27 protein-coding genes are annotated in these 26,922 nt (G+C 40.6%); 24 read left to right on the top strand and 3 right to left on the bottom strand.

From position 1 onward, the window contains the following. The first annotated feature begins 178 nt into the window (after positions 1 to 178). The 20 genes from secA to BLR11_RS10170 all read left to right on the top strand — a co-directional run bounded on the left by secA (position 179) and on the right by BLR11_RS10170 (position 21,113). Positions 179 to 2,647 carry a preprotein translocase subunit SecA gene (secA, locus tag BLR11_RS10075; protein WP_091651504.1) on the top strand — a complete coding sequence of 823 codons (2,469 nt, stop codon included), beginning with the start codon at positions 179 to 181 and terminating at the stop codon, positions 2,645 to 2,647. 55 nt (positions 2,648 to 2,702) lie between these two features. Beyond that, positions 2,703 to 3,828, top strand: a protein-coding gene (gene prfB / locus BLR11_RS10080; RefSeq protein ID WP_425433755.1) for a peptide chain release factor 2 whose coding sequence is annotated in 2 segments (ribosomal slippage) — positions 2,703 to 2,774 and positions 2,776 to 3,828 — 1,125 coding nt in all. Because the reading frame shifts where the segments join, the coding sequence is not laid out codon by codon here. Next, positions 3,828 to 4,511 carry an LmeA family phospholipid-binding protein gene (locus tag BLR11_RS10085; protein ID WP_091651510.1) on the top strand — a complete coding sequence of 228 codons (684 nt, stop codon included), beginning with the start codon at positions 3,828 to 3,830 and terminating at the stop codon, positions 4,509 to 4,511. Before prfB ends, BLR11_RS10085 begins: the two co-directional genes overlap by 1 nt. A gap of 11 nt (positions 4,512 to 4,522) precedes the next feature. Beyond that, positions 4,523 to 6,583, top strand: coding sequence for a DUF5693 family protein (locus BLR11_RS10090; protein WP_342707200.1), 2,061 nt, complete (start codon positions 4,523 to 4,525; stop codon positions 6,581 to 6,583). After that, the gene (gene csaB, locus BLR11_RS10095; protein WP_091651516.1) at positions 6,576 to 7,679 is read left to right on the top strand and encodes a polysaccharide pyruvyl transferase CsaB; all 1,104 of its coding nucleotides are present in this window, start codon (positions 6,576 to 6,578) and stop codon (positions 7,677 to 7,679) included. The genes BLR11_RS10090 and csaB overlap by 8 nt, the downstream gene beginning before the upstream one ends. Before the next feature lie 14 nt (positions 7,680 to 7,693). Then, complete coding sequence (locus BLR11_RS10100) at positions 7,694 to 8,530, top strand: transketolase (RefSeq protein WP_091651518.1); 837 nt, start codon at positions 7,694 to 7,696, stop codon at positions 8,528 to 8,530. Next, positions 8,530 to 9,462 (top strand): transketolase family protein, encoded by a 933-nt coding sequence (locus BLR11_RS10105; RefSeq protein ID WP_091651521.1) that lies wholly within the window; start codon positions 8,530 to 8,532, stop codon positions 9,460 to 9,462. Before BLR11_RS10100 ends, BLR11_RS10105 begins: the two co-directional genes overlap by 1 nt. 25 nt (positions 9,463 to 9,487) lie before the next feature. After that, positions 9,488 to 10,174, top strand: a complete 687-nt coding sequence (ftsE, locus tag BLR11_RS10110) for a cell division ATP-binding protein FtsE (RefSeq protein WP_091651524.1) — start codon at positions 9,488 to 9,490, stop codon at positions 10,172 to 10,174. Then, complete coding sequence (gene ftsX, locus BLR11_RS10115; protein ID WP_091651526.1) at positions 10,164 to 11,051, top strand: permease-like cell division protein FtsX; 888 nt, start codon at positions 10,164 to 10,166, stop codon at positions 11,049 to 11,051. Before ftsE ends, ftsX begins: the two co-directional genes overlap by 11 nt. A 3-nt stretch (positions 11,052 to 11,054) precedes the next feature. After that, complete coding sequence (locus tag BLR11_RS10120; RefSeq protein ID WP_091651529.1) at positions 11,055 to 12,248, top strand: murein hydrolase activator EnvC family protein; 1,194 nt, start codon at positions 11,055 to 11,057, stop codon at positions 12,246 to 12,248. Between the two features lie 12 nt (positions 12,249 to 12,260). After that, positions 12,261 to 13,412 (top strand): S41 family peptidase, encoded by a 1,152-nt coding sequence (locus tag BLR11_RS10125; protein ID WP_091651531.1) that lies wholly within the window; start codon positions 12,261 to 12,263, stop codon positions 13,410 to 13,412. A gap of 80 nt (positions 13,413 to 13,492) precedes the next feature. After that, positions 13,493 to 14,764, top strand: a complete 1,272-nt coding sequence (gene obgE, locus BLR11_RS10130; RefSeq protein ID WP_091651534.1) for a GTPase ObgE — start codon at positions 13,493 to 13,495, stop codon at positions 14,762 to 14,764. Positions 14,765 to 14,778: 14 nt separating this feature from the next. Beyond that, complete coding sequence (locus BLR11_RS10135; protein WP_091651537.1) at positions 14,779 to 15,072, top strand: YhbY family RNA-binding protein; 294 nt, start codon at positions 14,779 to 14,781, stop codon at positions 15,070 to 15,072. Positions 15,073 to 15,083: 11 nt separating this feature from the next. After that, a complete protein-coding gene (gene proB, locus BLR11_RS10140; RefSeq protein WP_091651541.1) occupies positions 15,084 to 16,214 on the top strand; it encodes a glutamate 5-kinase in 1,131 nt (376 codons plus the stop codon). A gap of 19 nt (positions 16,215 to 16,233) precedes the next feature. Continuing rightward, positions 16,234 to 17,484 (top strand): glutamate-5-semialdehyde dehydrogenase, encoded by a 1,251-nt coding sequence (locus tag BLR11_RS10145; protein WP_091651544.1) that lies wholly within the window; start codon positions 16,234 to 16,236, stop codon positions 17,482 to 17,484. Between the two features lie 144 nt (positions 17,485 to 17,628). Beyond that, positions 17,629 to 18,255 carry a nicotinate-nucleotide adenylyltransferase gene (gene nadD / locus BLR11_RS10150; RefSeq protein WP_091651547.1) on the top strand — a complete coding sequence of 209 codons (627 nt, stop codon included), beginning with the start codon at positions 17,629 to 17,631 and terminating at the stop codon, positions 18,253 to 18,255. After that, the gene (gene yqeK / locus BLR11_RS10155) at positions 18,228 to 18,827 is read left to right on the top strand and encodes a bis(5'-nucleosyl)-tetraphosphatase (symmetrical) YqeK (protein WP_091651549.1); all 600 of its coding nucleotides are present in this window, start codon (positions 18,228 to 18,230) and stop codon (positions 18,825 to 18,827) included. The genes nadD and yqeK overlap by 28 nt, the downstream gene beginning before the upstream one ends. Then, positions 18,828 to 19,823 (top strand): LCP family protein, encoded by a 996-nt coding sequence (locus BLR11_RS10160; RefSeq protein WP_245675137.1) that lies wholly within the window; start codon positions 18,828 to 18,830, stop codon positions 19,821 to 19,823. A gap of 35 nt (positions 19,824 to 19,858) precedes the next feature. Further along, positions 19,859 to 20,212: a ribosome silencing factor gene (gene rsfS, locus BLR11_RS10165; RefSeq protein WP_091651552.1), complete on the top strand. Its 354-nt coding sequence runs from the start codon at positions 19,859 to 19,861 to the stop codon at positions 20,210 to 20,212. A gap of 1 nt (position 20,213) precedes the next feature. Continuing rightward, positions 20,214 to 21,113, top strand: coding sequence for a CvfB family protein (locus tag BLR11_RS10170; protein WP_091651555.1), 900 nt, complete (start codon positions 20,214 to 20,216; stop codon positions 21,111 to 21,113). 40 nt (positions 21,114 to 21,153) lie between these two features. Here BLR11_RS10170 and dprA read toward each other — a convergent pair whose 3' ends face one another. The 3 genes from dprA to BLR11_RS10185 are packed head-to-tail and all read right to left on the bottom strand — an operon-like array spanning position 21,154 to position 24,157. Continuing rightward, entirely contained in the window at positions 21,154 to 22,257 is a 1,104-nt protein-coding gene (gene dprA, locus BLR11_RS10175; protein ID WP_091651558.1) for a DNA-processing protein DprA, read from the bottom strand. A 4-nt stretch (positions 22,258 to 22,261) separates the two neighbouring features. Continuing rightward, positions 22,262 to 23,779: a YifB family Mg chelatase-like AAA ATPase gene (locus BLR11_RS10180; protein ID WP_091651560.1), complete on the bottom strand. Its 1,518-nt coding sequence runs from the start codon at positions 23,777 to 23,779 to the stop codon at positions 22,262 to 22,264. A gap of 12 nt (positions 23,780 to 23,791) precedes the next feature. Continuing rightward, positions 23,792 to 24,157: a YraN family protein gene (locus BLR11_RS10185; RefSeq protein WP_091651563.1), complete on the bottom strand. Its 366-nt coding sequence runs from the start codon at positions 24,155 to 24,157 to the stop codon at positions 23,792 to 23,794. Between the two features lie 417 nt (positions 24,158 to 24,574). Between BLR11_RS10185 and BLR11_RS10190 the strand changes: the two genes are divergently transcribed. The 4 genes from BLR11_RS10190 to tnpA form a co-directional block, all read left to right on the top strand. Further along, positions 24,575 to 25,300, top strand: coding sequence for a DUF169 domain-containing protein (locus BLR11_RS10190; protein WP_091651566.1), 726 nt, complete (start codon positions 24,575 to 24,577; stop codon positions 25,298 to 25,300). Positions 25,301 to 25,499: 199 nt separating this feature from the next. Next, a complete protein-coding gene (locus BLR11_RS10195) occupies positions 25,500 to 25,700 on the top strand; it encodes a Flp family type IVb pilin (RefSeq protein WP_091651569.1) in 201 nt (66 codons plus the stop codon). A gap of 347 nt (positions 25,701 to 26,047) precedes the next feature. Further along, complete coding sequence (locus tag BLR11_RS10200) at positions 26,048 to 26,509, top strand: hypothetical protein (RefSeq protein ID WP_143006428.1); 462 nt, start codon at positions 26,048 to 26,050, stop codon at positions 26,507 to 26,509. Between the two features lie 191 nt (positions 26,510 to 26,700). Continuing rightward, the coding region (gene tnpA / locus BLR11_RS10205) for an IS200/IS605 family transposase (protein ID WP_218118779.1) at positions 26,701 to 26,922 on the top strand (222 nt) is incomplete at its 3' end.

Below are 26,922 nucleotides of genomic sequence, written 5' to 3' on the forward strand. Positions count from 1 at the left end.
ATAAACCGACAAAAAACAAGTGTTATTCCTTTGGTATTTGTGGTATGATACATATCGTGACAGACGAAGTAGAAAAGATGGATATTTTTGACTAATAATATGTATTTATGATAAAATATATTATTGATGTTAATAGAGTAGATATCTTATTTGTGCAATTAATTGGAGGGCTGTTCAGGTGTTTGACAAATTAGTAAATAGATTACTTGGAAACAATACAGAGCGCGAATTGAAAAAAATGTGGCCGATTGTTAAAGATGTCAATAGATTGGAAGCTTCATTGGCAGATTTAAGTGATGCTTCGCTGGCAGGTAAAACGTTGGAATTCAAAAAGCGCATACAGGAAGGCGAAACATTGGATGACTTGCTGCCTGAAGCATTTGCTGTTGTCCGCGAAGCGTCAAGACGAGTTACGGGAATGCGGCATTTTGACGTGCAATTGCTTGGCGGTATTGTGCTTCATCGCGGCGATATAGCGGAAATGAGAACAGGTGAAGGGAAAACTTTGGTTGCAACCTTACCTGTCTATTTGAATGCATTGTCCGGCAAAGGAGTTCATGTTGTCACCGTCAATGATTATCTGGCTACCCGTGATAGCGAAGAAATGGGTCAAATTTATAAATTCTTAGGGATGACTGTCGGATTGATCGTCCATGATTTAGATTATGACCAGAGACGCCGTGCGTATAATGCCGATATTACATATGGAACAAACAACGAATTCGGTTTTGATTATCTGCGGGATAATATGGTGATCAGCGCGGATCAGATGGTACAGCGCCCTCTTAACTATTGTATCGTCGATGAAGTTGACAGCATCCTTATTGATGAAGCCCGTACACCATTGATTATCTCCGGGCCGGGAGAAAAATCAACAGATATGTATTATACGCTGGCTGCCATTGTAAAGCGTCTGAAAAAAGATGAAGATTATACAATGGACGAAAAGCAGAAAACTATCGCACCAACAGAAGAAGGCGCTCATAAAATTGAAAAAATGCTGGGTATCAGCAATATGTTCGATAATGAACACCTGGAATTGAACCACTTGGTTATTCAAGCCTTGCGGGCCTGTTTTATGATGCATCTGGATAAGGATTACGTCGTTAAAAATGGGGAAATCGTCATTGTTGATGAATTTACCGGCCGTCTTATGTACGGCCGTCGGTATAGTGATGGACTGCATCAGTCTATTGAAGCTAAAGAAGGCGTCAAAGTTCAAGGTGAAAGTAAAACATTGGCGACTATTACCTTCCAGAATTATTTCCGTATGTATAACAAACTGGCAGGTATGACTGGTACAGCTAAAACAGAAGAAGACGAATTTAATAAAATTTATAAGCTGGATGTATATGTTATTCCGACCAATATGCCGATGATACGTAAGGATCTGCCGGATATGATATACAAAACAAAAAATGCTAAATATCGTGCCGTTGTTCGGGAAATTAAGGTGCGTCATGCCAAAGGACAGCCGTTGCTGGTGGGTACGACCTCCATTAGTCAGTCGGAAATCATCAGCGGGCTTTTGAAAAAAGAAAATATTGTGCATAATGTATTAAATGCTAAATATCATGAAAAAGAAGCGGAAATCATAAAAGAAGCAGGACAGCCTAATATGGTAACTATAGCTACCAATATGGCCGGCCGTGGTACAGATATCAAATTGGGTAAAGGAGTTCCTGAATTGGGCGGACTCATGATTATTGGGACAGAACGCCATGAAAGCAGACGAATTGATAATCAGCTTAGAGGACGTTCCGGACGGCAGGGAGATCCGGGAACTACACAATTTTTCTTGTCCTTGGAAGATGATCTTATGCGGATTTTCGGTTCTGATAACATTTCCAAGGTAATGGATAAGCTGGGAATGGATGAAGATGAACCGATTACACATTCTATGATTACTAAATCCATAGAAAAAGCACAGAAAAAAGTAGAAGCCCATAATTTTGAAATTCGTAAGTATGTATTGGAATATGATGACGTCATGAATCAGCAGCGTGAAGTTCTCTATGGACAACGGCGCCAGGTTCTGCAGGTGGAATCACTGCGGGAAACAATTATCGGCATGGTGGATGACATTATCATGGATGGATTGGAAAAATACGCCAATGAGAAACTATATCCGGAAGAATGGGATTTTACAGGTCTCTTACAGCAAATGGAACAATACTTTGTGCCTAAGGGAGCTACAACGGTCCAGGAACTGGAAAATCTCAGCCGTATAGAAGTACAAGACAAATTGCATACGATTGCAACCGAACTGTATGATGTCCGTGAAAAAGAAATAGGCGCGCCGACGATGCGTGAATTGGAAAAGGCAATTATGCTGCGTGTTGTTGACAGCAAGTGGATGGATCACTTGGATGCGATGGATGCATTAAAAGAAGGAATCAATCTGCGTGCTTATGGACAGAAGAATCCGCTTGTCGAATATAAATTTGAAGCTTACGAAATGTTTGAAGAAATGGTGGATTCCATTAAGCGGACTGTTGTTACCTTCTTGTACCACATTCAAATCACGTACAGCAGCACTGTACCGAAAGCGGAAAATCATTTGGAGGGAGCCACAACGGTACATCCGGAAAACAAGCCGGTCAGTAAGGAAGACATCGAAGCAGATGAACGGCAACATGAAAAATAGAAATATCCCGTTGCTGATGATATAAATGTATATATTTTGAAAGATGGTGAAACTTGTGTTATTAGATGAAATTAGAAAACCTTTAGAAGATTTACAAAAAAGAATACAAGAAATCGGGGATTCACTTTAACTTAGCTCGAAAAAAAGAAAGAATAATGGATTTCGATATACAGATGAGTGATCCGACTTTTTGGAATGATCAAGATAGAGCAAAAACAATTTCTCAAGAAGCCACGCTTTTAAAAACAGAAGTCGAAGGACATGAAGCATTGGCCAATAAAGCGGCGGATTTAATGGATTTCTTGGAAATGGCCATGGAGGAGGGAGATACCTCTTTAACAGAAGAAATAGAAAAGCAATATGAAGAACTGGAAAAAGAAATAGAAAAACGGGAAATATTACTGTTGCTTTCCGGTGAATATGATAATTGCAATGCTATTTTGACTTTTCATGCCGGTGCAGGGGGAACGGAAGCACAGGATTGGACACAAATGCTCATCCGTATGTATACGCGTTGGGCTGAGCAAAATGGATATCGTATCATCATGATGGATATGCAGCCCGGTGACGAAGCCGGCGTTAAAAGTGCGATGTTCACGATTGAAGGCGACCATGCATATGGATATTTAAAATCGGAAAAAGGTGTTCATCGTTTGGTTCGAATTTCTCCGTTTGATGCAGCGGCCCGCCGCCATACCTCCTTTACGGCGGTCGATGTTATGCCGGAACTTCCTGACGATATGGATATAGACATTAACATGGAGGAAGTGCGGGTTGATTATTTTAGAGCCAGTGGAGCGGGGGGCCAGCATGTCAATAAAACGAGCTCGGCTGTCCGAATGACACATCTTCCAACAGGAATTGTGGCACAGTGCCAAAATGAACGTTCGCAGGTACAAAACAGAGAGATGTGCATGAAGTATCTGCGTGCTAAATTATTTGAGTTAGAACAGGAAAAACAGGCACAACTCAAAGCGGAAATTGGGGGTACCCATCAAGCTATTGAATGGGGAAGCCAAATTCGCTCATATGTGTTTCACCCGTATAATTTGGTTAAAGATCATCGTACCGGAGTGGAAACCAGCAATACCCAGGCCGTGATGGATGGAGATCTTGAGCAGTTTATTGAAGGGTATTTACAACAAGAGAAGGACAAAAAACTAGCGAAACAGGACCTATAATGAAAAAACTGATTATTTTTTTGATATGCGTCGGCAGTTTTGCTTACGGAGCCAATCAATATGCTCCGCAACTTGCCGAAGAAGGACTGTATCATTCCCTGCAAAATTCGATGCAGCTGCGGCGCTCTGATGTGAAAGTGACGGCACAGCCGGGAATAAAAATATTGACAGGGTCGATGGATCATGTTCAGATTCATGGTCAGGATGTTCAAGTCGGCAGTATAAAGCTGACTTCCTTTGACTGTAATCTGCAGGGGGTCCATTTCAGTCCGCAAGCCTCTCTTATGGATGGAAAATTGAGTATTATGCGTGCAGAGAGTGGAGACATGACAGCATCTATACGCAGCGAAGATTTGCGTAGTTTTTTGATAGATAAGGTCGATAATCTTTCCAATGTAAAAGTTGTATTTGACGATGATACAGCATACGTAACCGGGACGATGTCCTTAGGCGGCATCATCGAAGCGAAAGCAAGCATTCGCGGACATTTTGGAATGCAGGAAAATAAGCTTATGTTTATTCCTACGAATGTTTCCGTTGAAGGAATGGGAATGGCCTACAAAATGAAATCACCCAGCGTTGAGATATATGATTTTTCAAACTTTCCTCTGGGAATCCTGCCGGATACGGTTACCATGCAGCATGATATGTTAACCATCCATGGCAGAGTACGTAATTATTAATCAAGGTGGATATGATGGAATATACTAATAAACGCAGTAAAACGTTGATGATAATCGCGATCTTGATAGGCCTCTTGTGTGCTGTTTACATGTGCGTTCAGCGATATCATGTCGAACAAGAAAACACAACAATAGAAATGGCGCTAGATTATGATGCGATTTTGGCCATGGCACGTAATGACGGCTATGATACAGATGCGGCCTTGGAAAAATGCCGTGAAGCTGGGATAACCAGTTTTACTATTTACGATTCAACATTAAACAAATTGACCCAGCGGGGAGAATTATCATTGATTACCAAGCTGGGTTTCAAGTTATATTATCCTCAATTCAATATTTCGGATTTATCCTATGATTATTATGTTATCGGGAAACCGAAGGGAACCAAGGACGCCTATTTTAATGAAGTTTGCATAGATTTAAAAAAACGTCTGGGAGATAAGAATGTAAAAGTATTGGATAACCCGCAATACCGGATTATGGGGGTACGTGGTGTTATGCCGGCGTTAGGTGAAATGAATTTGGGAATTCTGACTGCTGATGCAAATGAAATCGCTGCACATGGATTTCATGTCATTCTGCGCCCGACAAATTATAGTAATGTAACGAAGGATAAAGTAGAAAGTTTCTTTGATCGTGCAGATACAATTCAAAATGTCAGCGGGATTATGTTTGTTGGCAAAGAGGTACTGGGATATAATCCGGATCCGGCCATGCATAAGGACATGCTGGATTATACAGCAGCATGTCTAAAGCAGCGCAATTTACCATTTTATATGATTGAATCAGTAAATCAACTGCAGTATAATACACAAGACGGTATGTATGATTTGGCCGGCTTGCTTAATTATGATACCGGACGAGTGTATGCCATGGCTAAGGAGGAATTGGAAAAGATATCTCCGGAAGAAGCGGCGATGCGTTATTATATCAGCGATTTAGAACGAAATGTACGTATCAATCTATTCGCTTTGTATAAAAAACCGGCTCATGGACTTAGTCTGACAGATACCAATTTAAAATATATTTCTGATGTGTCAAGTAAACTTAAGGACCGTGGATATCATTTAGGCAAGGCGTCTATTTTGCCGGCGTACTATCCGAATACGATTTTATTAGCTATTGTCGCGGCAGCGGCTGTATGCGGCTTTATTCTTACTTTTAATTTGTTATTTCCTCTGGGAGACAAATATAATTACATATTAATGGCAGTTGGTATATTAGCAGCTGTCAGTGGTGCGTTTGTTGCCAAGGGTGCATTATTTTTACAAATTATGGCTGTGGGTTGTGCTACCGCCACTCCTGTGGCTTCTATTCTTATCTTGCTGGATTGGTGGAAGAAAAAAAATATAACGAAAAAATTAGGTTTTGTCCGTGTTTTGCGAGATGGTACTGTTGGTTTGGCCTGTGCTGTAGCCATGTCGATGATCGGCGGGTTATTTATCGCGGCAATGTTGGGAAATATCCGTTTCTTTATGGAATTTGATTTTTATCGCGGTGTTAAATTGACCTTCATACTGCCGATTGTTTTGGTTTGTATTGGATATATACGGCGTTTCCCATTGTTTGATCGGACGATAAATTCGCCAGAAGAGTTTATTGATTTTGTAAAACATTTCCTGAATATTCCCATTAAAATGGGTTCACTTATGCTTGTTGGGTTTTTAGCGTTTGCGGCGTTCGTTTTTGTTGGCCGCAGCGGACATACTGCCGGTGTTCCTGTACCCGGTGCAGAAGTAGCAATGCGGCGCTTTTTGGAAAATACGATGTATGCCCGGCCGAGAGAAAAGGAATTTCTTATAGGGCATCCAGCATTCTATCTGATGGTGGCGGCAATGTATCGAAAATGGCCGCAGATTATACATTTTCTCATGGTTGTAGCTGCAGCTATCGGACAAGGATCAATGGTGGAAACATTCGCTCATATTCGTACACCTATTGAAATGTCTTTTGTAAGAGGACTTAATGGATGGGTGACGGGAATGGTTCTTGGAATCATCGTTGTTTGTGCATTGCCTATTTTTCAATATATCACGGCGTGGATGGGAAAGCAGGTGAGTCGCCGTGACTAAAATTGTTATTTCTGGATATTATGGTTTCGGTAATGCCGGAGATGAAGCAATGCTGGCGGCTTTATTGGACTCTATTTTGGAAATAATACCGGAGGCCGATATTACGGTCATCACAGGAAACGAAAAGCTTACAAAAATGAATCATGGAGTGAAAACAGTACACCGATTAAATTTTTTCGGGATAACGGCAGCGATTGCCCGCAGCCATATATTGATCAGCGGCGGCGGCAGTTTATTGCAAGATGTGACTAGCTCCCGCAGTTTATACTACTATTTAGCAATTATACGAATCGCGTTATTATTGCATAAGCCGGTCATGTTGTATGCACAAGGAATCGGTCCTCTGCGGCATCGCAATGCTAGAGAGGCTGTCCGTAAGGTGTTGGAACGTGTAGACATGATAGGAGTGCGAGATGAAGAATCGAAGAAAGAATTAATTTCGATCGGTGTTCTTACTCCGCCAATCGAGGTTACTGCGGATGCTGTATTGTCTGCCAATCCGGTTGATAAAAAACTGGGTTTTCTTCTTTTAAAGAAGTATGATATTACCGGGATACGCCCCAGAATAGGGATAGCGATACGGAATTGGAAAAACTTAAGCCATTATAAAATTGAAATAGCTAAGGCTGCCGATGTACTACAAGAGCGGTATAATGCCAATATTGTCTTTGTACCTATGCAGTTTCCCGATGATATTCAAGCTGCAGAAGATGTGTGCGGATTTATGAAACGGCAGGCAATTATTCTTAAAGAGCGGTATACAACGGTAGAACTTATGTCGATTATAGGCTGTATGGATGTGCTTTTAGGAATACGCTTGCATGCACTTATTTTTGCATCCATTATGCACGTTCCCGTGACGGCTATTTCCTATGACCCTAAAATCAACAATTTTATTGATTTAATTGGCGAACGCCTGTGTGGTACAATGGAGACAGTTACGGCGGATATGCTGATTAACGATTTAGATAAAAAATTAACGGTGGGTCAGCTGGCTCCGCCTGTGTTGATCCGCATCAACGAATTGAGAGAGTTATCTCTCCGAAATGCGTATTTAGCATTAAAAGTTATTGAAAAATATTCAAATTCTCTATGAATCGGAGGCACGTTATGCAAACCTTAACTGATGAACAAGTACAATCTGTGAAAAACTATGCCGCGGCAATGCGCAGGGAAATCATAAAAATGATTACCGAAGCTCAATCCGGACATCCCGGTGGTTCTTTATCCATTGCGGATGTAGTGGCTTTGCTATATGATGTAGAAATGAATGCATCACCACAGGACCCGCATAATCCAGACCGAGATCGTTTGGTTTTATCAAAAGGACATGCGGCGCCTGCAATATATGCAGCATTAGCATTAAAAGGATATTTTCCGATCGCTGAACTTGGTGGATTACGTAAAATCGGACGATTGCTGCAAGGACATCCAGATATGAAGCATATTCCCGGTATTGATATGTCTACCGGATCTTTAGGGCAGGGAGTTAGTGCTTCATGTGGAATTGCAATAGCAGGAAAACTTGACCATAAGGACTTCCGCGTATTTACGATTATGGGTGATGGTGAACAAGAAGAAGGTCAGGTTTGGGAAGCGGCAATGTTGGCAGCCCATTATAAGTTGGATAATTTGACCGCATTCCTCGATAATAACGGACTGCAAATTGATGGCAAAATCGATGAAGTTATGTGTCCTGAACCCTTACCAGATAAATGGCGGGCTTTTGGCTGGCATGTTATTGAAGTGAACGGTCACGATGTACAGGAATTGCATCAGGCTGTTTGTGAAGCAAAAACGATCAAGGGAAAACCTACCATGATTATTATGCATACCGTAAAAGGAAAAGGTGTTCCTGAAATGGAAAATCAAGCTGGATGGCATGGCAAAGCGCCATCAGCAGAACAATGTGCAATATTCTTATCGGAATTGGAAGGTGAACAATAATGGCAAAAGCAACGCGTGATGCATACGGCGAAGCCTTGGCTGAATTAGGTGCCGTTAATAATGATATAGTTGTTTTAGATGCTGATTTATCAGCTTCTACTAAAACTAATGTTTTTAAAAAAGCATTTCCAGATCGGCATTTTAATGTAGGTATAGCAGAACAAGATTTAATTGGAGTAGCTGCTGGTTTGGCTGCGACAGGAAAAATTCCTTTCGCCTCTTCTTTTGCAGTATTTGCAACAGGCAGAGCTTTCGAACAAATCAGAAATTCTGTTTGCTATCCCCGGTTGAATGTAAAAATTGCCGCGACACATGCCGGTATCACAGTAGGAGAAGATGGAGCTACACACCAGGCAAATGAAGATGTTGCTATTATGCGTTCGCTGCCTAATATGTCTGTTGTAGTTCCCGCTGATGCAGCTGAAACAAAAGCTATTATTAAGTGGGCAGCAGCATATGATGGACCTGTTTACATTCGAATGGGCCGTTCCAAAGTACCGGACATTTTTGATGATTCTTATCAGTATACGTTTGGCAAGGGGATTGTATTGCAGGATGGGGTAGATGTAACGCTCATTGCTATGGGAATTATGGTCGCAAAAGCACAAGAAGCGGCTAAGCAATTGGAAAAAGAAGGTATTTCCGCTGCTGTTGTTAATATGAGCACGATAAAGCCGATTGATGCTGCGATGATTACTGCGTATGCGAAAAAAACAGGGGCTGTTGTTACGTGTGAAGAACACACGATTATGGGAGGGTTAGGCAGTGCTGTTGCTGAAGTTCTTGGCGAATGCTGCCCAGTTCCGTTAACTCGTGTAGGAATGAATGATGTTTTTGGTGAATCAGGGACACCGGATGAACTGTTGGTTAAATTTGGATTAACAGCCGAACATATTGTCCAGGCAGCTAAGGCTGTTATTGCTCGTAAATAAGCAGCTGCTTGAAAAGAGGTAAACTATGATTTATTTTAGGGATGTATCAAAAATTTATGATAATGGCTCCGTTGCATTAGATCATGTTACGGTTCATATTGAAAAAGGCGAGTTTGTTTTTGTTGTAGGAGCCAGCGGTGCCGGTAAATCAACGTTTATCAAACTTTTGTCGCACGAAGAACTTCCCTCATCGGGAACTGTCGTTGTCAATGGTATTGAAGTTAACCGTATCGCAAAAGATCGTGTACCTTATTTACGTCGTAAAATGGGGATTGTCTTTCAGGATTTCCGGTTGCTTCCGAATAAGACTGCGGCAGAAAATGTAGCGTTTGCCATGGAAGTTATCGAAACACCGCGTAAAGTAATCAAAGAACGTGTGCATAACGTTCTTGATTTGGTTAATTTGGTGGGAAAGGCAGATGCACTGCCGCAAAATCTCAGCGGTGGTGAACAACAGCGTATTGCGATTGCCCGGGCTATTGTGAATCGACCGCTTATGTTGATTGCTGATGAACCTACAGGTAATTTGGATCCTGATACGTCACGCGGAATCATGGATTTGTTTACTAAAATCAATCATATGGGAACAACGGTATTGATGGTTACACATGATAAGCAAATGGTGGATATGATGAATAAGCGAGTGATAGAAATCGTTGATGGCAGAATTGTCCGTGACGAACAGAAAGGGGCATACGGCGATGAAGATTAGAACTATGCGTTACTATACGTCGGAAGCCTTTACCTCTTTTAGACGCAACAGCTTTATGTCATTTGCTTCTATTGCTACTGTAGCATTGTCGTTATTTATATTAGGCGTTTTTATGACGATGGTAGCTAATCTTGATTATTTTGCCGATAATTTGGAAAATCAAGTTCAAATCAGTGTGTATTTGAAAGACGGGATTACTACTGATCAGGTAATGAAGGTAGGACGGGAATTAAAAGAATTGCCGGATGTTAAGTCTATTGAATTTACCGATAAGGCTAAAGCAATGGATCGTTTGAAAGAAAGGATGAAAGACCAACCTGGTATTTTAGATGCACTGGAAGGTAAAAATCCATTACCTAGTTCGTATGAAATTACGTTTACTAATCCTGAGGCGGTAAAGAAAACAGCAGCTGTAGTTGCTAAATATCCAGAGGTAGAAAGTTCACATTACGGGCAGGAAATTGTTGAACAATTATTTTCAATTACGCAGGTTATTCGTTGGGGCGGTATCGCTCTTATTATATTTTTGACATTTGCTACGCTGTTTATTATTTCTAATACAATTCGCTTAACCGTGTTTGCACGCCGCAGAGAAATAGGAATTATGAAATATGTAGGTGCTACTAATTGGTTTATCCGCTGGCCGTTTCTTTTGGAAGGATTGTTTTTAGGTTTCATCGGCGGACTTATTGCGGATATGGCACTATTTCAATTTTATGGTTTTGTTACTACGGAAATCCATGAATCATTGGCATTTTTACCGATGGTCAGCATGTATCCGTTTATGTATAAGACCGGGAGTGTGCTTTTAATTATCAGTATGATTATTGGTGCACTAGGTAGTACGATTTCTTTGAAACGTTATATGAAGGTGTAATATATGGTAAAGCAAATGTTTGGAAAAAAAGTTATTTCGGTTATGATTATTTCGGCTATGCTTACTCCTTGTTTTGCGGTGATGGCGGATGATGATGATGCAGATTTGCAAAATCAATTATCTGATGTACAATCCCAAATGGATCAGCAGGCACAAAAAAAGAATGAAGCAGAAGCTGTTATTGGCAGTGTTTTTGAAAAATTACGAGTTACGCAGGAAAATCTTGATGCGGCATTAAAGGAATTTAAGACGGTTTCTGATCAACTTGCACAGACCGAAGAACAGATAACAAAAACACAAGCTGAATTGGAAAAAACACAGGCTAACTTAAGTCGGCGTCAGGACGTTTTGAGTACACGTATTCGAGATATTTACATGCATGGACAATTAAACTATTTGGATGTCGTTATTGGAGCCAAAGATTTCAGTGATTTTTCTAATCGTGTTGAATTGTTGAAACGTATTGTAAATTCAGATATGGAACTTATCACTTCAATCAAAGATGAACGAGATAAAATCAATGAACAAAAAGCAGTATTGGAACAAGAACGGCAAAAACAAGTTGAATTGAAGGCGGAATCAGCTAAGAAGAAAGAAGAAGTTGAAAAGCGCAAAGCAGAACAGCAGGCCATTTTGAATAAGGCTCAAAATGATAAGGCAACAGCGGAACAGGCGTATAATGAATTGGAAGCATCTTCACAGCAAATCGGTGATATGCTCCGTTCCCGTGCGGCAGCTCGTGCCGTCGCTGCTTCTGGTTCGGATTCTTCCGGCGGAGGTTCTGATAGCAGCTATTATCAGCCGGTCAGTGGTTCTGGCAGATTTATATGGCCGGTAAACGGTGTTATTACCTCTCCGTTTGGATATAGAAACCATCCTATATTCGGCCGTCAGATCCTCCATTCTGGGATTGATATCGGGGTTGATTCAGGGACACCGGTGCATGCTGCTGATAGTGGCGTTGTTGTGGAAGCGGGATGGCTGGGCGGATATGGCTATGCTGTCGTTATTGACCATGGCAATGGACTTTCTACTTTGTATGGACATAATTCGTCACTGAATGTATCGGCGGGGCAATCTGTTTCACAAGGTCAAGTTATTGCGTATTCCGGATCGACCGGAAATTCTACCGGTCCTCATGTTCATTTTGAGGTACGTGCCAATGGGGATCCTGTTGATCCCACTGGTTATCTATAATAGGTGCATTACATGAAAATCAAGTATAAAAAAATTGTAAGTTTTGTATGGTATGGAGGAGCATGGATATTTTCTGCAATACTTTGTTCTATTACAGTATTTATGCTAGGGTCATACTATTATACCGGCTCGCCAACTGGTTTTTTTAAACTGGTCCGTACGTTTAGCATTGTAGAATCGCGATATGCCGGAGAAATAGATAAGGAAAAATTATTAAACGGAGCATTGGAAGGGATAGTAGCAAAACTTTCAGATAAGCACTCTATCTATCTTGACGGCGATAATTATGCATCTTTTGCTAATCAAACCTCGGCATCGTATGCCGGCGTGGGCATATACCTTGGTAAAAACGATCAAGGACCTTTTGTTGTAGAAGTTGTGGATGACAGTCCGGCTAAAGAAGCGGGTATTCAGCGCGGTGATGTTATTATTGCAATTGATGGAAAGCCCGCGAATGAAATGGATATTGAACAAATAGCACAAGATATTCGTGGTCCTGTAGGATCTACTGTCACACTTGTACTAAGTCACAAAGGAACGGAATATACGAAGGAACTGGTGCGGAGTCAAATACAGTTAAAAACAGTAGGCGGCCAGCTTATACCAGGAACTGATATTGGTTATATACGTGTAGCTATTTTCAGTGAAAAAACGGGTAAGGAATTTACCGACTTGTATCAGTCCTTGCGGCAGCAGGGAATGGGAAAAATGATACTTGATTTACGAAATAATCCCGGCGGACTTGTTGATCAGGCGGTTACTGTTTCGAGTAATTTTGTACCGCCGCATAGTACGATTGTTTCTTATGTCGACCGTTCTGGAAAGGAAACAGATTTCACAGCGGATGGGACTGTCGATAGGATTCCCATGGTGGTACTCATCAATGAAAATACAGCTAGTGCGGCAGAAATCGTAGCAGGAGCCGTTCAAGATTTAAAAATTGGTACAATTGTCGGAGTTAAAAGTTATGGAAAAGGAACGGTTCAAGGAATTTATCCTATAGATGAAGGCAATGCCGTTAAATTAACTGTTGCAAAATATAAAACAGCGAATGGCAGATTTATAGATGGGGTTGGAATCGAGCCGGATGTAGTAGTTCCTTTGCAGGCCAATGATACGACAGATAAACAGTTTGAAAAAGCGTATGAAATATTGAATCAGTAGGACAGATAGACAAGAGACATGGTCCTTACTGGCTGTGTCTCTTTTTATAATATGATAGTGTTCTGTAAATGAGGTGTAATATGTTTATAGATAGAGCAAGAATATTTGTGCAGTCAGGTAAAGGCGGAGATGGCATGAGCAGTTTCCGCAGAGAAAAATTTGTACCTAATGGAGGCCCGAATGGCGGCGATGGCGGACAAGGCGGAAGTGTGATACTTGTTGCCGATAAGAATGTAAATACATTAGTAGATTTTCGATATCGCCGTTTGTTTAAAGCAAAGCCGGGCGGCAAAGGTCAAGGAAGCAATAAGTTTGGACGCGATGCGGAAGACTTTTTGATTCCCGTTCCCGTGGGGACCGTTGTAAAGGATGAAGCTACAGATCACGTTATTGCCGATTTGAGTTATGATGGACAACAAGCTGTAGTTGCCAAAGGCGGCCGCGGCGGCCGTGGAAATTATCATTTTCGGACAAGTGCAAATCGTGCACCTACCTTTGCTGAAATGGGGGAACCTGGAGAAGAATACTGGCTGCGTATGGAACTTAAAGTGTTGGCAGATGTTGGTCTTTTAGGATATCCCAGTGTTGGCAAGTCTAGTATTTTGCGTCAAGTATCGGCGGCAGAACCGGAAGTTGCAGCATATCACTTTACTACATTGAATCCTATTTTGGGGGTCGTGAATTTATCAGATCACCGCAGTTTTGTTATGGCCGATATTCCCGGACTTATTGAAGGCGCCAGTGAAGGCGTAGGTCTGGGGCACGACTTTTTACGACATATTGAACGTACCAAGATTTTAATACATGTGCTGGATGTATCTGGGTCTGAAGGACGTGATTCGATAGAAGATTTTGAAAAAATCAATAGTGAATTAAAAAAATATAATGAACGGCTGTCTCGTAAATTGCAAATTGTAGCGGCTAATAAGATCGATCTTTTAGAAGATTCCGATAATCTGGAACGAGTCCGTGAATATATGAATGCAGAAGGGCAGGAAGTTTTTCCTATATGTGCAGCGACAGGAGAAGGAATTCCTGAACTTTTAGAACGAGTTTGGACTCTTTTGCAGGAATATGCTGCTGAACCGGAACAAACAGAGGAAGTCGTTGTATATAAGGCAGAAAATAAACCTGATTTTGAAGTACATCGTGATGATACAGGGGCATTTGTTATCACAGGACCTCGTATTGAAAAGTTGGCAGCGATGACGAATTTCACTGATGATCAATCCTTGCGTCGATTCCAGCGGATTTGGCGATATATGGAACTTGATAAATTATTGATAAAAAATGGTATTAAAGACGGAGATACAGTTCGTATTAATGATATGGAATTTGATTTTCAAAAATAGGGAGGGTACAATAGATGATAGGTAAAGATAAACGACAGCTGAAAGCCATGGCGAGTCTGATGACGGCAGTAGTACAAATAGGTAAAGATGGATTGACGGATGCTGTTATTGACAGTTCCCGAGCAGCTATTACAGCTAGGGAACTGATTAAGGTACATGTACTTAATAATGCCGGTCTTGATACGAAGGAAACCATGAGTGAACTTGCAGACATGCTGGGAGCGGAACTTGTTCAGGTTATCGGCCATTATGGAATACTGTTTAAAAAGAAAAAGGAAAAGTCACATTATGATTTCATCCAAGATTAAGGATGGTAGAGATGACAGATATACGCGAAGGTTTTATTCATAAAAACCGCATTATAATAAAAATTGGATCAAGCACGCTGACACATGCATCCGGTAAATTAAACTATCATCGCATTGAAAAATTGGTTATGGAGATAGCTGATTTGCAGAATCAGGGAAAACAGATGATTTTAGTTACGTCTGCAGCTGTCAGCGCAGGTATGGCTCCACTGGGACTATCAGAGCGTCCGCAGAATATTCGGGAAAAGCAAGCCTTGGCCGCTGTCGGACAAGGTGTATTAATGAATATTTATGAAAAGATGTTTCGTGATTACGGCCAAACGGTAGGACAAATATTATTGACTCGTATGGATTCATATAACCGAAAAAATTTTATGAATTTGCGTAATACATTGCTGACCCTATTAGATATGGGGGTTATTCCGGTTATCAATGAAAATGATGCGGTGGCTATAGACGAATTGAAAATCGGGGACAATGATACCTTATCTGCTATTGTCGCATCTATCGTGGATGCAGACTTGTTGGTTATTCTATCTGATGTGGATGGACTGTATACCGCAAACCCACTGACGCATGCAGAGGCATCCGTTATTTCTCAAGTTGATGAAATCAACAAGCATATTTATGATATTGCAGGGGGCGCTGGAACAAGCCGTGGAACAGGCGGTATGTATACCAAAATTCAGGCAGCAGCTATTGCTGCGGCTTCCGGTGTTGATATGGTCATTGCTTCCGGAAGCGAAGCGGATATTATTCGCCGTGTTTGTGATGGCGAAGTAACGGGAACCTTATTTAAGGCCAAAGATACCAATCTTCATACAAAAAAACGGTGGCTCGTATCGGGATTGCGGATACATGGATCTATTATTGTTGATAAAGGATGCCGTGATGCTATTGTGGAACATGGATCAAGCGTTTTGCCAGTGGGTGTAGTAGATGTTATCGGTGATTTTGGTGAAGGAGATATTATCGAGGTTTCGTACGACGGATTGGTTGTCGCTAAGGGAATTGTCAATTATGATAGTGGTGACGTACAGCGGATCAAAGGCGTTCGAACCACTAAGCTTTCGGATATCTTAGGGCATGATGGATGTTATGAAGAAGTTATCCATCGTGACAATCTTGTTGTCATGCAATAGCATAAAGGAGGATAGAATAATGGAATCGGAAGTTGTCATTAAAGCGAAAGCCGCCCAAGTAGCTTCGCGGGAAATAGGGATAGCCTCTACAGAACAAAAAAATAAAGCACTAATATGCATTGCAGAATTATTAGAAAAAAACACAGAGAATATTATTGCAGCTAATATGCAGGATATAGAACATGCACGGACACATGGCATGTCGGAAGCGATGCTTGATCGATTGAGACTGACAAAAAGCCGTATAGAGGATATGGCGGCCGGCGTACGGCAAGTAGTTGATTTACAAGATCCCGTACATATTTCGTTAAAAGAAATATGCCGCCCGAACGGATTGAAAATTACCAAAGTGACGGTTCCTCTTGGAGTTGTTGCAATGATTTACGAATCGCGTCCGAATGTCACTGTTGATGCAGCTGCTCTTTGTATTAAATCAGGGAATGCTTGCGTTTTACGAGGCGGAAGTGAATCTATCCATTCTAATACGGTCCTTGTACGTATTTTAAAGCAAGGACTGCAGCAGGCAGGTCTTAATCCGGATAGTGCCGCACTATTGGAAAATACGGATAGAGCTTTGGTACAAGAACTGCTGACACTGCGTCAATATATTGATGTAGCGATTCCGCGCGGCGGTGCCGGGCTTATCCAAATGGTTGTGCGTACTGCCAAAGTACCGGTAATTGAAACAGGAAGCGGTGTATGTCACGTATATGTGGATAAGCAAGCAGATCTTGATATGGCGGTGCGGATTGTAGAAAATGCAAAAGTATCGCGTCCTTCCACTTGCAATTCGATGGAAACCCTCCTTGTTCATACAGATGTAGCAGCGGATTTTTTACAAAAACTTATCCCTGTTTTACAAAAACAAAATGTAGAGATGCGCGGCGACATACTGGCTCAAAAGGCAGGCACAGGTGTTAAAGCTGCTGATGATACCGATTGGGGACAAGAATATAATGCGTTGATCATGTCAATCAAAACAGTAGCGTCTATAGATGAAGCGATGGAACACATCAGGAGATATGGAACAAAGCATTCGGAGGCTATTGTGACAGAAGATACGGCAGCTGCCGAACGTTTTTTACAGGAAGTAGATGCAGCGGCGGTATATGTCAATGCTTCGACTCGCTATACAGACGGCTTCGAATTCGGATTTGGTGCCGAAATCGGAATTAGTACACAAAAACTTCATGTCCGAGGTCCTATGGGATTGGAGGCTTTGGTAAGTTACAAATATATCATTCATGGACAAGGACAGATCCGTACATGATGTCGCTTATACGCGGGTATATACGTACATTTCGTCAGTATGCGAGTTCACCTAAAACACAGTACGAGTACAAACATTATGCCTTGTTTTTATTGTTGTTTCTGATGGTATTGATAGTAGTTTGGGGAGGAATATACCTATATCATGGATATACGTAAAATCGGAATCATGGGCGGTACCTTTAATCCTATACATTTGGGACACTTAATGATTGCCGAAGAAGCACGACAGCATTATGGATTGGAAAAAGTGATCTTTATTCCTTCCTATATTACACCGAATAAAGATATGACAGGAGCGGCAGCGGAACAACGCTTGGAAATGACACGGCTGGCTACTTGTGATAACCCGTATTTTATGGTAAGCGATATAGAAATCCAGCGTAAAGGATGTTCTTATACGATTGATACACTTCGTTATCTAAAACAGCTATATGGTATATCTTGTCATCTTTTTTTTATATGCGGTACGGATACGATACAAGATCTTCCTAATTGGAATGACCCAGAACAAGTATTAGATCTTTGCGAATTTGTAGGAGCTACACGTCCTGACGGAACGGAAACTATTGATAATATTATTGCATATTTTGGAGAATTAGGCAGACATATTCATAAACTGGAAGTACCGACGATGGAGCTTTCTTCTACGGAACTTCGATATCGTCTGCAACATGGTATGTCTGTCCGATACTTACTTCCCAGTAAAGTCCGGGATTATATCATTAAAAATGAGGTTTATTTATGTATGAAGAATGTAAAGCACGAATAAAGAATGACTTGGAAGCCATTCTTTCTAAAAATAGATATACACATGTATTAGGAGTGGCGACAGCGGCCCGAGAATTGGCGGAACGCTATGACAGCGATCCGGATAAGGCGGAATTGGCAGGATTGCTGCATGACAGTGCTAAAGAATTAAAATTGTCGGAAATGCAGCAGTTAGCTGAAAAATCTTTTGGAAACCAGCTGCCTCCTGAAATTACAGCTATTGGAAGTTTGCTTCATGGTTATGCGGCGGTAACGATTGCTAAAGAAAAATACGATGTTCATGATGCTGATATTTTAGCTGCGATAGCCCATCATACGACGGGGGCGCTGTATATGAGTACGTTGGAAAAAATTGTGTTTCTTGCCGATTACATCGAAGAAAGTCGTGATTTTAACGGCGTACAGCACTTGCGGGAAATGGCAGCAAAAAATTTGGATCAGGCGGTTTTATGTGGATTTGATTCGACAATTTCACATTTACTGGAACAGGGAAAGCAGATTTTTGTAGGTACAGTTCGCTTTCGCAACAGTCATATCGAATATATGAAAAAATGTAATAGGGAGCGCAGATAGATGGAACGCAAAAAAAAGACACGGCGCCGGCGTTATAAATCAAATTTGCCAAAGAAAAAACGTAATATCAAAAGAATACTGATAATCGTGTTAGTCTTTGCGGCGGTTATTTGGATGATGGCGACGGCATATCAACGATATAGCCAGACTAGGAATACGCAGCTGCAAAACCGGATTGATGCTGTTCAAAATGGTTCTTCTGATTCATTTACGCAGGTTAGTCCGGATATTCCTTTATATGTACTTCTTGTCGGTGTTGATGATAAGACTCCACATCAAGCCAACTTTGTTGCTTTAGCAGCCGTCAATAAAGAGAAAAAACATATTGATTTTATCATGCTTCCCGATAATACAAAGATAGAAGGCCGTCAGGAAAAAGGAAATCAACGTTTGGCAGATATTTACAGTGAAGGTGGATTAAAACTGACGCAGGCTGTAGTAGAGGACATTTTTCATATTCCGATTCCGTATTATGTTGTACTGACGCAGGATTCATTTAAAAAATTGATCAATGATAATAATGGAATATCTATCTATGTAGAACGAGATATGTATCATGAAGATCAACAAGGTACTACCGATATTGATCTTCAGCAAGGATATCAGCATCTGGATGGAGAGAAAGCGCTGGGATATATGCGTTATGTAGATCAAGATGGACAGCTGCCGCGGGTACAGCGTCAGGAACGTTTTGTAAAACTTTTTTATACGGCAATGGAAAAACATTTTGGTGTGACAAACATGTTCCGTATGTACAGGTACTGGAAAAATGTAGATTCTAATATTTCAGCTAAAGAAATAGCCGGATTGGCATATACATTTAAAGATACACCTGTTTCGGATATTACTTTTTATATCTTGCCAGGTGAATATTCTAAGATAAAAGGCCAGAGGTACTGGTCATATGATCCGATTAATGTGCAAAAAATACTGGGAAATTCCAATAACGCTATCGCTACGGATCCCAATGCAGTAAAGAATATAGATAGTAAATAATTTTACACGTATGATTATTGAAAGGGAGTTAACTAATGACAGAAAAACAAAAAAAATCTTATGAAATAGCGGCACAGGCAGTATATGATAAAAAAGGAATGAATATTACGATACTGGATATGAAACACACCTCTATCATGGCCGATTATTTCTTGATTTGCAGTGCTAAAAATATCCGACAAACACAAAGTATTGCTGACTATGTGGAAGAACAGCTTAAAAGCAATGAAATTGAAGTCCGGCATGTGGAAGGATACCGATCCGGCCGCTGGATACTTCTCGATACAGGAGATATGATTGTACATATATTTACGGAAGAAGACCGCAGTTTTTATGATTTAGATAATTTGTGGTGTGACGCCGGACGCATTGCGTTCGCAGGTGAATAACATGGCAGAAACATTGCAAGAAAATAGTATTGTTTCTTTAGAGGTACTTCGCTTAGGCGAAATGGGAGCTTTTTTAAACGGAGGAACCGGCAATACGAATGATGACATTCTTTTGCATAAAAATCAGCAGACAAATCCTGTAAATGTAGGGGATAGCGTTACTGTGTTTTTATATCACGATCCGGCAGGCAGGTTGACTGCCAGTATGAATTTGCCTAAGATTAAAGTAGGACAGATTGGCTATACTCCTGTTATTAATACTACTCGATTTGGCGCTTTTGTTGATGTAGGGACAGAACGAGGGATTTTTATGCCTTTTGCAGAAATGAAAGGACGGCCTAAAGAAGGTGAGTACGTATGGGTCAAATTGTATGAAGATAAATCTCATCGTTTGGCCGTGTCTATGGAAGTAGAAGATGAAATGCGGCGGGCTTCAAAGGCGGCGACAGATGCTAAAGTGGGTGACTGGGTAGAAGGTGCTATATATAATATGACCGACCAAGGTGCCTATCTCATGACACGAGAACGTTGGATCGCCTTTTTGCATCGCAGTGAATTTACCCGCCCTATATTAATAGGACAAATGATCAAAGGCCGTATTACCTATTTACGGGAAGATGGCCGTATTAATATTTCATTGCGTCCTACGAAGGAAAATGCTATGCAGGATGATTGTGATAAAATTATTGCTTTTTTAGTAGAAAGAAAAGGAAAAATCCCGTATGGAGATAAAACCGCCCCTGCCGTTATTAAAACAAAATTTGGTTTAAGTAAAGCAGCTTTTAAAAGAGCAATGGGACATCTTATGAAAGAAAAAAAAGTAAGGCAGGAAGATGGCTGGACATATTTGATACCTTCGGCCGAAACGGATGAGGAAAAAGAAAATATAGAGATGTCATAACAAAGAACTGCAGTGAATTTATATTCACTGCAGTTCTTTGTTATGAGGGGGAACGAATATAACGGCCTGTACGATCTTCCCATATAAGCCCCTTTATCATAAGAGTGGTTATCGTGCGGCTGATGGTGCCAGCGTCTATTTGAGAGCATACAATAAGATCATCCTGGGATAACGCTTCGTCATATGGGATATACTGTAAAAGAGTATTTTCCAGCAACGTGAGAGACATATCGCTATGTTTATCTGGCGGTGAATCTATCGGTATGCTGCAATTCCAGCCATATTCATTTAACAGGTCCACTGTTTTTGTTAGTGGAATAGCTCCCATGCGCAGTAACTCATTTGTACCTTCGCTGGTTTTGGAAAATATACTGCCGGGAACAGCAAATATATCACGCCCTTCTTCCAGAGCGAAATCTGCGGTAATTAAGGAACCGCTTCGTTTAGCAGCCTCTATGACGATGACACAGCGGGCCAATCCACTGATGATACGGTTGCGAGCCGGAAAATGCTGCGGCAGCGGCTCGATTCCCGGAGCATATTCAGATATAATTGCACCATCCCTATCTAATATATCCTGAAATAATCGTTTGTTTTCAGGAGGGTACCATGTATGAAGACCACAAGCCATGACCGCGATGGTTGGTTTTTCTGCCTGCAATGCCCCCGTATGTGCTGCGGTATCTATTCCCCGGGCCCCGCCGCTTACGATTGTGATATCCTGCGCGCTCAGATTTTGCGCAATATGGAGTGCCGCATTTTTACCGTAGGAAGTACAACGGCGAGAACCCACGATGGCTGCATTTTTTATGCTACCAGATAATGTTCCACGATAAAATAATGCAGCAGGCGGATTATAGGTCTGTGATAAAAGGGGGGGATAGTTGACATCCTGATAGCTGATTATCTGTAAATTAAGCTGGTTTATACGGGTTAAAAAACGGTCCCAGTCAAAACACTTTTTTTCCTGTGAAATTTTTAATTGTTTTTCTGTGCAGTGATGGAGTAGATTAAAAATCTCTTTGTCTGCTGCTTTCCAGGCTTTTTCCGCAGAACCGAAATAATGAACTAATTTGCGTACGCCGCTGGGGCCGATAAAAGATAACGACTGCCATGCGGCAGTATAGAGTTGTTCGTTTGTCATTGTTTTACATCCTTTGCAAGTTGTTGCGATAGCTTAACGCTTCAGCGACATGGGTATCCTCAATAACAGCACTGTTGTTTAGATCGGCAATTGTGCGCGATACTTTTATGATGCGGTCATAACTGCGGGCACTCAGTTTTAATTTATCAAATGATGTGTGAAGAAGTCTTTGCGCTTCTTTGGTCATCGGGCATGTTTCTTTAAGCGCTCGATGACTCATATGCGCATTACAGGTGATACGGTAGTCATGCAGTCTTGTTTCTTGCAACTGGCGTGCTTTTAATACGCGTTCACGTATGCAATCGGATTTTTCTTGTGGGAGTTCTGCGGTTAGTTCGGTGTATTGAGGTCGCTGTACTTGTACGTGGAGATCAATGCGATCCAGAAGTGGACCTGATATTTTTCGAATATATCGGCGAATTTCACCAGCCGTACAAGTGCATTCTCGGTCTTTATCACCTAAATAACCACAAGGACAGGGATTCATAGCGGCGATAAGCATAAAACGAGCCGGGTAAGACAATGTTGCATTGACGCGTGCTATATTTACTATTCCATCTTCTAGTGGTTGTCGAAGGACCTCTAATACAGATCGGGGAAATTCCGGAAATTCGTCAAGAAATAAGACTCCATTATGACTTAAAGTAACTTCACCTGGTTTAGGAATCGTACCGCCGCCAATAAGACCGGCAGTAGAAATCGTATGATGAGGGCTGCGAAAAGGTCGCTCTGTCAGCATATCAACCTGCTGAAAAAGCCCGGCTGCGCTGTATATTTTTGTAACCTCCAGCGATTCGTGTATATTCATCGGCGGAAGTATAGTGGCAATCCGCTTGGCCAACATGGTTTTTCCCGCTCCGGGGGTACCTATCATCAATACATTGTGTCCGCCGGCGGCTGCAATTTCTAATGCTCTTTTTGCTGTATATTGGCCTTGTACTTCTGAAAAATCAACATTATATTCTGGCATTGTGAGCCGTTCCTTTGTTCGGACCGCAGGAGTAAGCGGACAAAGACCCGTGAGATGATTGATTATTTCACAGAAAGTAGAAACGCTATAGATGTTCATATTTTCGCAGAGAAGCGCTTCTGTCGTGTTTTCAGGACAGACATATACATGCTTAAATCCTTCCTGCATACCCTGCAGGACCATGGAAAGAACGCCCGTAACAGGACGCAGATGTCCGTCTAATGACAGTTCTCCGATAAATAAAGAACTGGTAGTTTTATCAGAAGCAATTTGACCGCTGGATACCATAATGCCAATGGCAATAGCGGTATCTAAACCGGCACTATCTTTCTTTAAATCGGCCGGAGCCAGATTTACTGTTATTCGGCGCATAGGAAAATCGTATGCTGAGTTTTTCATAGCAGAGCGTACTCGCTCTTTCGATTCTTTAACGGAAGTAGTTGCCAGACCTACGATTTCAAAAGCAGGGAGTCCATTTGAAATATCTGTTTCGACTTTAATGATATTTCCGTGAAGTCCTAATGTTGTAGCTCCGTGTATACATGCGAACATAAATATTCCTTTCTAATAGGACACGATGAATGCGTTTTTGATGTGATGTATGCGGTAATTTTTGTCGGCTCCTGCCATTACTTCTATTACGTCAAATCGGCAAGGGCTGTTCCAACTGTTTTTCTGGGTTAAATATCCTTCCGCAACTTTTTTTAATTTATATTGTTTGCGATATTCTACTGCTTCAGACGGGCGGCCGTAGTGAAAAGAGATCCGGGTTTTTACTTCTATGAAAATAATCATATTGTTTTTTTGCGCGATGATATCTATTTCTCCGATACGTGTCCGAAAGTTTTTAATAAGGATAGTATATCCATGATTTCGAAGATACTTGACTGCTAATGATTCTCCGAGGTTTCCCAGTTCTTTATCTTTCATTTTCTAAAAATCCTTTCTTTATTAATATAAAATATACTATATCAAGGAATCATTAAAAGAAGATAGTTTCATTGTAAGAATACCATTAGAAAAACGGATAAAAATTTATTGTCGATTAAAAATAAATTAAAATTGCAAATATAACAGTTGTGTGACATTTATTTTACAGTTTTTCTACTCTTTAAGTAAGCGCGTAGACGTCGTAAAAAGTCTGAATTATAATATGTTTAGCATAAAAAAAAAACGAATAGGATTTCAAAAAATCGGTGTATAAAAGCAGAGAAAAAAGATGGAAGAACATAATTCATATTTACGGTATGATAACAATGCAAATCAGTTTCAGTGCGTTCTTGTTTTTATAATATCTTGAATAGTATAACAAGGAAAAGACAAAAATATAAAAGAGGGATTGATTACATGAACAGTAAATTAATCGAAGCATTGGCATTGCGATATGAACCGGTGGCTGTTTTACTTAGCAATACAAAGCCAGAATATGCACTTCAAAGTAAAGAGGGTGTTAGAAGCTGTATCATTCCTTTGTTTATTGCAGCAATGAAGGGAAACGTCTCTGTTTTTGAACGAAAAACTACTATGTGTCCCGGTGCCATAGCCGGATTAGGGTTTGGAACATTCCCTAATTATCCTGATGGAATTGAGTATTTTTTGACGACAGGAAAACCAGGACAGTTTGAAGGAGAGGGATATATAAAAACGCCGGAACTTGGTAAAAATTTTGTTGAATGCCTGCCAATTACAGACATATCCTATCAATATGTTATTTTTAAACCATTGTCACAAGTTAATATAGATGAAGAACAACCTGCATTATGTGTTTTCTGTGTTACAAACGATCAGTTGTCGGCACTTATCGTAATGGCTAATTATTACAAACAGGGAAATGAAAATGTTGTGATTCCACAAAGTTCCGGCTGCCAATCTATTTTTTTGATACCGTATGCGGAATCACAGAAAAAGAATCCAAGAGCTGTGGTAGGATTGACCGATATTACGGTACGGCCTATGTTAGATCCGGATATTGTATCTTTTGCTGTTCCCTATGCCATGTTTGTTGAAATGGAACAAAATGTAAAAGGCAGCTTTCTTGAAAAAAAATTGTGGCAGAGAATGAAAGGAAGGTAGGTACTGTTAGAAAATGTAGGGAATAATGATATAAAAAAATCCTAAAGAAGAATTTATTTTGTTTTATAAAGTTATGAATAGTTTCTTTTTTTAGAATTTTTTGTTACAATAACATATATAGAAAAGGGACAGTACGGTGAGCCAATTATATACCCAATAAAAAGGTATATAATTGGTGTCAAGGAAAGGAGGAAGGGGTATGTTAACGTATATGCAATATGTAATGAATCGTTATTTGGGTGAAAAAGGTCAAGGTCTTACGGAATATGCGATTATTTTGCTGCTTGTAGTTCTTATTGGGGTTATGGTATGGTTTGGTTTTAATATCAGAGGGTCGTTATCGACAATTTACAGTAAAATTGGCACTAATATTTCTAGTATTGCAAACACTTCAACGTAAAGTATTGTCTTGATAAGAGTGTTTAACGTATATTTGCTATATACCGTTGCGTGGTCCCTTGTTTGATGAAAGGCAGATATAATATTTATTTGCTAATGACGGAAAAATTGCCCGTGCATTTTGTACGGGCAATTTTGATATAGCTAAGTCGAAACGTGATGATAAAATTGTATGTGGAATTATATATGGATTGTAAAATTGTTAATAATGAATATAACAGTTGTGTGACACTTTTTTCACAGTTTCCTTACTCTTTGACTCATCTGCTAGATTATATTCAAAATGTGTTTTATAATGATTTTATCAAACAGATACTAATTGTCAGCACTATAGCGGGGTGAGTTAATATGAAAAAAATAGTACATGCATTAATATTAGGAACTTTTTTATTTTCGTTGAGCGGGATAGGAATAACAAATACATATGCAATGTCGCCACAAGATGGGCCACAGTGGCAAAATAGCAATAATCATCAAGGACCTAATAATCATGATAGACATGGGCAAGAAAATCATCAACAGGGATATGATAATCATGACAGACACTGGCAGGACAATCATCAACCAGGCCCGGACCATCACGACAGACAATGGCGAGACGACCATGATAGGCAATGGCGGGAACATTCACGGGAATGGAGTGACCATGATCGCGAATGGCGGGAACATGAAGGTGATAGACATTGGCGAGAAGTTCATGCACGCGAATGGCATGATTGGTATCAGTGGCACCATGATAATGGGGATAACGGATTTAGTGAATTTTTATTAGGTACGATATTTGGAGTTGTTTTAGCGTCAGCTCAATAACATATGGAAGTGATAAAGTCCCATTTCTCAGTTTTTACGAGAGATGGGACTTTTTTGTCGTATTGAAAACCATACGCTGTGCGTATGGTTCTAAAAGCTTATAGCTATAGGTAGAAAAAGCAAAACCTCCTTTGCTATACTAAGCACAGGTTCGCCAACCGTACTTAGAGCAAAGGAGGAAAATGCTATCCATGGACACTTTAAGTTTAGCACATACAAAATGGAGATGTAAATATCATCTTGTGTTTGCACCCAAGTACCGTAGACAATTGATTTACGGGAAATTAAAAAAAGATATTGGAAAAATTTTACGGGAATTATGTAGCCGGAAAGATGTAGAAATACTGGAAGCTAATGCGTGTAGGGATCATATACATATGTTAGTGAGTATTCCACCTAAGTTGTCCGTATCT

The organism is Megasphaera paucivorans, assembly GCF_900103535.1.
Lineage (GTDB): Bacteria > Bacillota > Negativicutes > Veillonellales > Megasphaeraceae > Megasphaera_A > Megasphaera_A paucivorans.

Excerpts from the sequence above, each read along its gene's own strand:
- BLR11_RS10085 (WP_091651510.1), top strand. The coding sequence starts at position 3,828 with ATGAAAAAACTGATTATTTTTTTGATATGCGTCGGCAGTTTTGCTTAC.
- BLR11_RS10090 (WP_342707200.1), top strand. The coding sequence starts at position 4,523 with ATGATGGAATATACTAATAAACGCAGTAAAACGTTGATGATAATCGCG.
- BLR11_RS10100 (WP_091651518.1), top strand. The coding sequence starts at position 7,694 with ATGCAAACCTTAACTGATGAACAAGTACAATCTGTGAAAAACTATGCC.
- BLR11_RS10105 (WP_091651521.1), top strand. The coding sequence starts at position 8,530 with ATGGCAAAAGCAACGCGTGATGCATACGGCGAAGCCTTGGCTGAATTA.
- ftsE (WP_091651524.1), top strand. The coding sequence starts at position 9,488 with ATGATTTATTTTAGGGATGTATCAAAAATTTATGATAATGGCTCCGTT.
- ftsX (WP_091651526.1), top strand. The coding sequence starts at position 10,164 with ATGAAGATTAGAACTATGCGTTACTATACGTCGGAAGCCTTTACCTCT.
- BLR11_RS10120 (WP_091651529.1), top strand. The coding sequence starts at position 11,055 with ATGGTAAAGCAAATGTTTGGAAAAAAAGTTATTTCGGTTATGATTATT.
- BLR11_RS10125 (WP_091651531.1), top strand. The coding sequence starts at position 12,261 with ATGAAAATCAAGTATAAAAAAATTGTAAGTTTTGTATGGTATGGAGGA.
- obgE (WP_091651534.1), top strand. The coding sequence starts at position 13,493 with ATGTTTATAGATAGAGCAAGAATATTTGTGCAGTCAGGTAAAGGCGGA.
- BLR11_RS10135 (WP_091651537.1), top strand. The coding sequence starts at position 14,779 with ATGATAGGTAAAGATAAACGACAGCTGAAAGCCATGGCGAGTCTGATG.
- proB (WP_091651541.1), top strand. The coding sequence starts at position 15,084 with ATGACAGATATACGCGAAGGTTTTATTCATAAAAACCGCATTATAATA.
- BLR11_RS10145 (WP_091651544.1), top strand. The coding sequence starts at position 16,234 with ATGGAATCGGAAGTTGTCATTAAAGCGAAAGCCGCCCAAGTAGCTTCG.
- nadD (WP_091651547.1), top strand. The coding sequence starts at position 17,629 with ATGGATATACGTAAAATCGGAATCATGGGCGGTACCTTTAATCCTATA.
- yqeK (WP_091651549.1), top strand. The coding sequence starts at position 18,228 with ATGTATGAAGAATGTAAAGCACGAATAAAGAATGACTTGGAAGCCATT.
- BLR11_RS10160 (WP_245675137.1), top strand. The coding sequence starts at position 18,828 with ATGGAACGCAAAAAAAAGACACGGCGCCGGCGTTATAAATCAAATTTG.
- rsfS (WP_091651552.1), top strand. The coding sequence starts at position 19,859 with ATGACAGAAAAACAAAAAAAATCTTATGAAATAGCGGCACAGGCAGTA.
- BLR11_RS10170 (WP_091651555.1), top strand. The coding sequence starts at position 20,214 with ATGGCAGAAACATTGCAAGAAAATAGTATTGTTTCTTTAGAGGTACTT.
- dprA (WP_091651558.1), bottom strand. The coding sequence starts at position 22,257 with ATGACAAACGAACAACTCTATACTGCCGCATGGCAGTCGTTATCTTTT.
- BLR11_RS10180 (WP_091651560.1), bottom strand. The coding sequence starts at position 23,779 with ATGTTCGCATGTATACACGGAGCTACAACATTAGGACTTCACGGAAAT.
- BLR11_RS10185 (WP_091651563.1), bottom strand. The coding sequence starts at position 24,157 with ATGAAAGATAAAGAACTGGGAAACCTCGGAGAATCATTAGCAGTCAAG.
- BLR11_RS10190 (WP_091651566.1), top strand. The coding sequence starts at position 24,575 with ATGAACAGTAAATTAATCGAAGCATTGGCATTGCGATATGAACCGGTG.
- BLR11_RS10195 (WP_091651569.1), top strand. The coding sequence starts at position 25,500 with ATGTTAACGTATATGCAATATGTAATGAATCGTTATTTGGGTGAAAAA.
- BLR11_RS10200 (WP_143006428.1), top strand. The coding sequence starts at position 26,048 with ATGAAAAAAATAGTACATGCATTAATATTAGGAACTTTTTTATTTTCG.